Consider the following 690-nt stretch of genomic DNA (forward strand, 5'->3'; position numbering starts at 1 on the left):
AGCAAACCCTGCTGCGTTGGAGCAATCACTATGTCTGAGTCCACATCAAGCAAAAAACAGGAACTTATGGCCCACGGCCTGATTATTTTCATGCTGTTTCCGGCCCTAACCATCACAGGTATCAGCCTCTATGGCCTGATCATCTGGATCATGCTGGCCCTCGGCGGCGTAGCCAGTCACTGATACAAGAGGATTGAATAGATGAAACGGTTAATAGCAATCTGGCGTACTCTCAATCGCCCGACCAAGTACCTGAGCCTGGGCGCCATCAGCCTGTCGGCCTTTATCATGGGCATTATCTTCTGGGGCGGCTTCAACACAGCGCTGGAAGCCACCAACACCGAAGCCTTCTGTATCAGTTGCCACTCGATGGAGAACAATCCCTATCAAGAGCTGCAACAAACTGTGCATTGGTCGAATCACTCCGGCGTGCGGGCAACCTGCCCAGACTGCCACGTGCCCCACGACTGGAGCCGCAAGATAGCCCGTAAGATGGAAGCCTCTCACGATGTCTGGGGCTGGCTGTTCCAAACGGTCAACACTCCGGAAAAATTTGAAGCCAAACGTCTGGAAATGGCCAGCCGTGAATGGAAACGCTTTGCCCGTGACAACTCCCAGGCCTGTAAAAACTGCCATGACTACAAGTCAATGAAATGGGACGAGATGTCAGCCCTGGCGCAAAAACAGATG

General features: G+C 52.9%; 2 protein-coding genes. Both read left to right on the forward strand.

Annotated features, from left to right (window positions below; genetic code table 11):
* The coding region (locus tag IEX22_RS16220; RefSeq protein WP_229660105.1) for a hypothetical protein at positions 1 to 183 on the forward strand (183 nt) is incomplete at its 5' end.
* 18 nt (positions 184 to 201) lie between these two features.
* The coding region (locus tag IEX22_RS16225; RefSeq protein WP_188669269.1) for a NapC/NirT family cytochrome c at positions 202 to 690 on the forward strand (489 nt) is incomplete at its 3' end.

This window comes from Tersicoccus solisilvae, from assembly GCF_014643255.1.
In the GTDB taxonomy this organism is placed as follows: Bacteria; Actinomycetota; Actinomycetes; order Actinomycetales; family Micrococcaceae; genus Tersicoccus; species Tersicoccus solisilvae.